This window comes from Pseudomonas sp. Pse35 (assembly GCF_024519715.1).
Classification (GTDB): Bacteria; Pseudomonadota; Gammaproteobacteria; order Pseudomonadales; family Pseudomonadaceae; genus Aquipseudomonas; species Aquipseudomonas paracarnis.
Window position 1 is genome coordinate 93,925 of record NZ_JALJRP010000021.1, and the last position, 6,983, is coordinate 100,907.

The window sequence follows — 6,983 nt, forward strand, 5'->3', positions numbered from 1 at the left end:
TTTCTGGAAACTGAATAATAATAAGCAATATGTTCTCAATTCGAGAATGTTATATCGTCCCCCACGCTCTGCGTGGGAATGCATCCCATTACGCTCCGCGTCAAAGACCTATGCGCCAACGATCGGACGCGGAGCGTCCGAGGCAGCGTGCCCACGCAGAGCGTGGGAACGATCATGTACATGATTGGAGAATGATTTGGATCTGGTGCAGCTGGAAATCTTCAAGGCCGTTGCCGAGCAAGGCAGCATCAGCGCCGCCGCGCAGTTGATTCATCGCGTGCCATCGAACCTCACCACGCGCATCAAACAACTGGAGCAGGACCTGGGCGTGGAGTTGTTTATCCGCGAGAAAAGCCGCCTGCGCCTGTCGCCGGCCGGGTGGAATTTCCTTGGCTATACGCGGCGCATTCTCGACCTTGTGCAAGAAGCCCGTGCGACGGTGGCGGGGGAGGAGCCCCAAGGCGCCTTTGCCCTGGGCTCGCTGGAGAGCACGGCGGCCGTGCGTATACCTGCGTTACTGGCGGCGTATAACCAGCAATACACCAAGGTCGAGCTAGACCTGAGCACGGGTCCCTCGGGCACCATGATCGAAGGTGTGCTGTCGGGCCGGCTGACGGCGGCCTTTGTCGATGGGCCGGTGCTGCATTCCACGCTAGAGGGTGTGGCGGTGTTCGAGGAAGAGATGGTGGTGATTGCGCCACTGCATCATGCGCCGATCACCCGCGGCCAGGATGTGAATGGCGAGAACATCTATACGTTTCGTTCCAACTGCTCGTACCGGCATCACTTCGAACGCTGGTTCTCACAGGATGGCGCGGTGCCGGGCAGGATCTTCGAGATCGAGTCGTACCACGGCATGTTGGCCTGTGTCAGCGCCGGGGCCGGGCTGGCGCTGATGCCGCGCAGTATGCTGGAGAGTATGCCGGGTTGTGCGGCGGTGAGTGTGTGGCCGCTGCCCGACACGTTCCGTATCTTGAATACCTGGCTGATCTGGCGGCGGGGCACGGTGTCGCAGAGTTTGAACAGCTTTGTAAAACTGCTGGAAGAACGCGGGTTTTGTAGGAGCGGGTCAGCCACCAAATTGCAGGGTGCCCATGGCCAGTTTGGCCATGATTGCCGTCGCGCCCAGTTGTACCAACCATAACGCCAACCCACCGAGGAATACTCCCAGCGCTACCTGCAGCACCAAGCTCTTCTGCCGCTTGGCTTGCGGTGCGCGTGGGGCGTAGTCGTGCAGTTCGTCGCGGTCGGCGCGCAGATCCAGGTCGTCGTTTCTCATAAAGCTCTCACAGCAAGGGGGCAGTCGATGTTCAGTCTAGTGTGTTCGCCAATAAAAAGGGGGAAGCCATTGGCTTCCCCCTTCGTATAACGTGTGCTCTCTTACAGCACCTGCACAATCGCCTTGGTCACTGCACCAATGTTCGACTGGTTCAGCGCCGCCACGCAGATGCGACCGGTATCCAGCGCATAGATCCCGAATTCGGTGCGCAGGCGGGTGACTTGCTCAACGCTCAAACCGGAGTAGGAGAACATCCCACTCTGGCGGCCGACGAAGCTGAAGTCATGGCCTGGAGCAGCCTTGGCCAGTTCGGCCACCATCTGCTCGCGCATGCCACGGATGCGCAGGCGCATCTCGGCCAGTTCGGCTTCCCACTGGGCGCGCAGTTCCGGGTTGTTGAGTACGGCGGCGACGATGGCTGCGCCGTGGGTCGGCGGGTTGGAGTAGTTGGTGCGGATCACACGCTTGACCTGAGACAGGATGCGCGCGCTTTCTTCCTTGGACTCGCTGACGATCGACAGCGCGCCTACGCGTTCGCCATACAGCGAGAACGACTTGGAGAACGAGCTGGATACAAAGAAGGTCAGGCCCGACTCAGCGAACAGGCGCACCGCGGCGGCGTCTTCGTGGATGCCATCGCCGAAGCCCTGGTAGGCCATGTCGAGGAACGGCACCAGGTTCTTGGCCTTGACCACGTCCAGCACGTTTTGCCAGTCGGCCGGGCTGAGGTCGACGCCGGTCGGGTTATGGCAGCAAGCGTGCAGCACCACGATGGACTGTGGCGGCAGGGCGTTGAGGTCTTCGAGCAGGCCGGCACGGTTCACGTCGTGGGTGGCGGCGTCGTAGTAGCGGTAGGTCTGCACCGGGAAACCGGCTTTTTCAAACAGCGCCTGGTGGTTTTCCCAGCTTGGGTCGCTGATGGCGACGACGGCGTTGGGCAGCAGTTGCTTGAGGAAGTCGGCGCCGATTTTCAGCGCGCCAGTGCCGCCCACGGCCTGGGCGGTAATCACACGGCCTGCGCTCAACAGTGGCGACTCAGCGCCAAACAGCAGCTTTTGCACGGCCTGGTCGTACGCCACGATGCCGTCGATTGGCAAGTAGCCTCGGGCGGCATGTTGCGCCACACGAATGGCTTCCGCTTCGGCAACGGCACGCAAGAGTGGAATCTTCCCCTCCTCGTTGCAGTAAACGCCCACGCCAAGGTTCACCTTGGTGGTTCGTGTGTCGGCGTTGAATGCTTCGTTGAGGCCCAGGATTGGATCGCGTGGTGCCATTTCGACAGCGGAGAACAGGCTCATTTTTGCGGCAGCTCTATGGGGGGTAGGAGGGACGTGTCGCGCTCCAGCCGAATGCACTAGAGCGGTGCACAAACGGGGAGCTAGTATAGAGGCCATCACGGCTGAGAGCGACAACGGAAACGGCTTTTCGGCCAAGTTTTTCGGTTTATTTGCTGACCGTTAGTCTTATTGCAACATTGACGATAAAGGTCGTGTAGGAAGACGGCCTTGAAACCCGTCACATTCGACACCACTTCTACAGCTATCATGGTTTTTTCCTGCAACCTGCGATGACTATTCGCGGGTTGCTGAGCTATTTCGTCCCTGGCGGTGTCGAGTCTGGGGTGACTTCACGAGGTACGTTATGTCGGATTTCCAGCTCGTTACCCGTTTTGAACCCGCCGGCGATCAACCGGAAGCCATTCGTCAGATGGTCGAAGGCATCGAGGCCGGCCTGGCGCACCAGACGCTGCTTGGGGTGACCGGTTCTGGCAAGACCTTCAGCATCGCCAATGTGATCGCCCAGACCAACCGCCCGACCCTGGTGCTGGCGCCAAACAAAACCCTGGCGGCGCAGCTCTACGGCGAGTTCAAGGCGTTCTTCCCCAACAACGCGGTGGAGTACTTCGTTTCCTACTACGACTACTACCAGCCCGAAGCCTATGTGCCATCCTCCGATACCTTCATCGAGAAGGATGCGTCGATCAACGACCACATCGAGCAGATGCGGCTGTCGGCCACCAAGGCACTGCTGGAGCGCAAAGACGCGATCATCGTCACCACGGTGTCGTGCATCTACGGCTTGGGCAGCCCGGAAACCTATTTGAAGATGGTGCTGCACGTCGACCGTGGCGACAAACTCGACCAGCGCGAACTGTTGCGCCGCCTAGCGAGCCTGCAGTACACCCGTAACGACATGGATTTTGCCCGCGCCACCTTCCGGGTGCGCGGCGATGTGATCGACATCTACCCGGCCGAATCCGACCTGGAAGCGATCCGCATCGAGCTGTTCGATGATGAAGTTGAAAGCCTGTCGGCCTTCGACCCGTTGACCGGCGAGGTGATCCGCAAGCTGCCGCGCTTTACCTTCTACCCGAAAAGCCACTACGTGACCCCGCGTGAAACCCTGATGGGCGCCATCGAGGGCATCAAGGTCGAGTTGGCCGAACGCCTGGAATACCTGCGTTCCAACAATAAGCTGGTGGAAGCCCAGCGCCTGGAGCAGCGCACCCGTTTTGACCTGGAGATGATCCTGGAACTGGGCTACTGCAACGGCATCGAAAACTACTCGCGCTACCTGTCGGGCCGTGACTCCGGGGCGCCGCCACCGACGCTCTATGACTACCTGCCGCCCGACGCCTTGCTGGTGATCGACGAATCCCACGTCAGCGTGCCGCAGGTGGGGGCCATGTATAAGGGTGACCGTTCGCGCAAGGAAACCCTGGTGGAATACGGTTTCCGCCTGCCGTCGGCGCTGGACAACCGACCAATGCGCTTTGACGAGTGGGAAGCCATCAGCCCGCAGACCATCTTCGTCTCTGCCACGCCCGGCAACTATGAAGCCGAGCACGCGGGCCGCGTCATCGAGCAACTGGTACGTCCCACTGGCCTGGTGGACCCGGAAATCGAAATTCGCCCGGCGCTGACCCAGGTCGACGACTTGCTCTCGGAAATCAACAAGCGCGTGGCCCTGGAAGAGCGGGTGCTGGTCACCACCCTGACCAAGCGCATGTCCGAAGACTTGACTGATTACCTGGCCGACCACGGCGTGCGCGTGCGCTACCTGCACTCGGATATCGACACCGTGGAGCGGGTGGAGATCATCCGCGACCTGCGCCTGGGCACCTTTGATGTGCTGGTGGGGATCAACCTGCTGCGTGAAGGCCTGGACATGCCGGAAGTATCGCTGGTGGCGATCCTGGATGCAGACAAGGAGGGCTTCCTGCGCTCCGAACGCTCGTTGATCCAGACCATCGGCCGAGCGGCGCGTAACCTCAATGGACGGGCGATCCTGTATGCGGACCGCATCACCGGTTCCATGGAGCGTGCGATTGGCGAGACCCAGCGTCGTCGCGACAAGCAGATCGCGTTCAACCTGGAACACGGCATTACCCCCAAAGGTGTGTTCAAGGACGTTGCCGACATCATGGAAGGCGCCACCGTGCCCGGCTCGCGCAGCAAGAAGCGCAAGGGCATGGCCAAGGCCGCCGAGGAGAGCGCCAAGTACGAAAACGAACTGCGCTCACCGAGTGAGATCACCAAGCGGATTCGGCAGTTGGAAGAGAAGATGTACCAGTTGGCGCGGGATCTGGAGTTTGAGGCGGCGGCGCAGACGCGGGATGAGATTGGCAAGTTGCGTGAGCGCCTGCTGGCTGTTTGATTTGCGTTGATTGGGCTGGCCCCATCGCGTGTAAGCCCGGCTCCCACATTGATCTGTGAATGCGGTCAAAATGTGGGAGCTGGCTTGCCTGCGATGGCCGCGCCTCGGTTTTCCAGATATCCCCCAGGCTGTTACCATTCGCCCCTTGTTTCAATTTTCAGTTTTATCGCCCATTCGAGACCTGCCATGACCACCGTCCGCACGCGCATTGCGCCATCGCCTACTGGGGATCCCCACGTCGGTACTGCTTACATCGCCCTGTTCAACTACTGCTTTGCCAAGCAGCATGGTGGTGAATTCATCCTGCGGATCGAAGATACCGATCAACTGCGTTCCACCCGTGAGTCGGAACAGCAGATTTTCGATGCCTTGCGCTGGTTGGGCATTACCTGGGCTGAAGGCCCGGATGTCGGCGGCCCGCATGGCCCGTATCGCCAGAGCGAGCGCAGCGACATCTACAAGCAATACACCCAGCAACTGGTTGACATGGGCCATGCCTTCCCGTGCTTCTGCACCGCCGAAGAACTGGACCAGATGCGCGCCGAGCAGCAGGCCCGTGGCGAGACCCCGCGTTACGATGGTCGTGCGTTGCTGTTGTCCAAGGAAGAAGTGGCTGCGCGCCTGGCCGCCGGTGAGCCTCACGTCATTCGTATGAAAGTGCCAAGCGAAGGCGTTTGCGTGGTGCCGGACATGCTGCGCGGTGACGTCGAGATCCCGTGGGACCGCATGGACATGCAGGTGCTGATGAAGACCGACGGCTTGCCGACGTACTTCCTGGCGAACGTGGTCGATGACCACCTGATGGGCATCACCCATGTGCTGCGCGGCGAAGAGTGGCTGCCATCGGCGCCGAAACTGATCCTGCTGTACGAATACTTCGGCTGGGAGCAACCGCAGCTGTGCTACATGCCGCTGCTGCGTAACCCGGACAAGAGCAAGCTGTCCAAGCGCAAGAACCCCACGTCGGTGACCTTCTACGAGCGCATGGGCTTCATGCCCGAGGCGATGCTCAACTACCTGGGCCGCATGGGCTGGTCGATGCCGGACGAGCGCGAGAAGTTCTCGTTGCAGGAAATGGTCGACAACTTCGACCTGTCCCGCGTCTCCCTCGGCGGCCCGATCTTCGATATCGAGAAGCTTTCGTGGCTCAACGGCCAGTGGCTGCGTGACCTGCCGGTGCAAGAGTTCGCCAGCCGTGTGCAGCAGTGGGCGTTGAACCCCGAGTACATGATGAAGATAGCGCCACTGGTGCAGGGCAGGGTAGAGACGTTCAGCCAGGTCGCGCCCTTGGCCAGTTTCTTCTTTGCTGGCGGCGTGAATCCCGATCCCAAGCTGTTCGAGTCCAAGAAGCTTTCCGGTGACCAGGTTCGCCAGCTGATGCAGTTGATCCTGTGGAAGCTTGAAAGCCTGCGTCAGTGGGAGAAGGATGCGATCACCGCGACCATCCAGGCGGTGGTGGAATCCCTTGAGCTGAAACTGCGCGATGCCATGCCGCTGATGTTTGCCGCCATCACCGGGCAGGCCAGTTCGGTGTCTGTGCTCGATGCGATGGAAATTCTCGGCCCGGACCTGACCCGTTTCCGTCTGCGCCAAGCCCTTGATTTGCTTGGTGGTGTGTCGAAGAAAGAAAACAAGGAATGGGAAAAGCTGCTGGGCGCTATCGCCTAAGCAGGCCGCTTAGGGCACGAAACCCCGGTTTTCCGGGGTTTCGTCGGTAAGTGATTGTTATCCCGGCAAAAAATTTTGGAAATTGTTGAAAATAAATTTGACACGTTTCCAAACCGCCATTAAGATTCGCCCCGTCCTCACCGATGAGGGGCTATAGCTCAGCTGGGAGAGCGCTTGCATGGCATGCAAGAGGTCAACGGTTCGATCCCGTTTAGCTCCACCAATTTACAGGTTCAAGGTTCCGGCCACACCGTCCTTGAATTGATCAGGTCTCAGCTCTGATCAGATGTACAGAAGGTTTGTGTCCCCTTCGTCTAGTGGCCTAGGACACCGCCCTTTCACGGCGGTAACAGGGGTTCGAGTCCCCTAGGGGACGCCA

5 protein-coding genes and 2 tRNA genes are annotated in these 6,983 nt (G+C 59.9%); 5 read left to right on the forward strand and 2 right to left on the reverse strand.

What is annotated here, in order from left to right; all coding sequences use genetic code 11:
• Nucleotides 1-196 precede the first annotated feature (196 nt).
• A complete protein-coding gene (gene ptrR / locus OC445_RS18220) occupies nucleotides 197-1,144 on the forward strand; it encodes a putrescine utilization regulator PtrR (RefSeq protein ID WP_233097299.1) in 948 nt (315 codons plus the stop codon).
• Here the strand turns inward: ptrR and OC445_RS18225 are convergent.
• Together OC445_RS18225 and OC445_RS18230 are read right to left on the reverse strand one after the other, a co-directional pair.
• Entirely contained in the window at nucleotides 1,070-1,279 is a 210-nt protein-coding gene (locus tag OC445_RS18225; protein ID WP_005789784.1) for a hypothetical protein, read from the reverse strand. The genes ptrR and OC445_RS18225 overlap by 75 nt on opposite strands.
• 101 nt (nucleotides 1,280-1,380) lie before the next feature.
• Nucleotides 1,381-2,577, reverse strand: coding sequence for an amino acid aminotransferase (locus OC445_RS18230; RefSeq protein WP_198790779.1), 1,197 nt, complete (start codon nucleotides 2,575-2,577; stop codon nucleotides 1,381-1,383).
• Nucleotides 2,578-2,920: 343 nt separating this feature from the next.
• Here OC445_RS18230 and uvrB point away from each other — a divergent pair, with 343 nt between their 5' ends.
• From uvrB to OC445_RS18250, 4 genes are all read left to right on the forward strand, one after another.
• Complete coding sequence (gene uvrB, locus OC445_RS18235) at nucleotides 2,921-4,936, forward strand: excinuclease ABC subunit UvrB (protein ID WP_003192575.1); 2,016 nt, start codon at nucleotides 2,921-2,923, stop codon at nucleotides 4,934-4,936.
• A 186-nt stretch (nucleotides 4,937-5,122) separates the two neighbouring features.
• Nucleotides 5,123-6,604, forward strand: coding sequence for a glutamate--tRNA ligase (gene gltX / locus OC445_RS18240; RefSeq protein WP_032896132.1), 1,482 nt, complete (start codon nucleotides 5,123-5,125; stop codon nucleotides 6,602-6,604).
• Between the two features lie 147 nt (nucleotides 6,605-6,751).
• A tRNA-Ala gene (locus OC445_RS18245) sits at nucleotides 6,752-6,827 on the forward strand.
• 80 nt (nucleotides 6,828-6,907) lie between these two features.
• Nucleotides 6,908-6,983, forward strand: a tRNA-Glu gene (locus OC445_RS18250).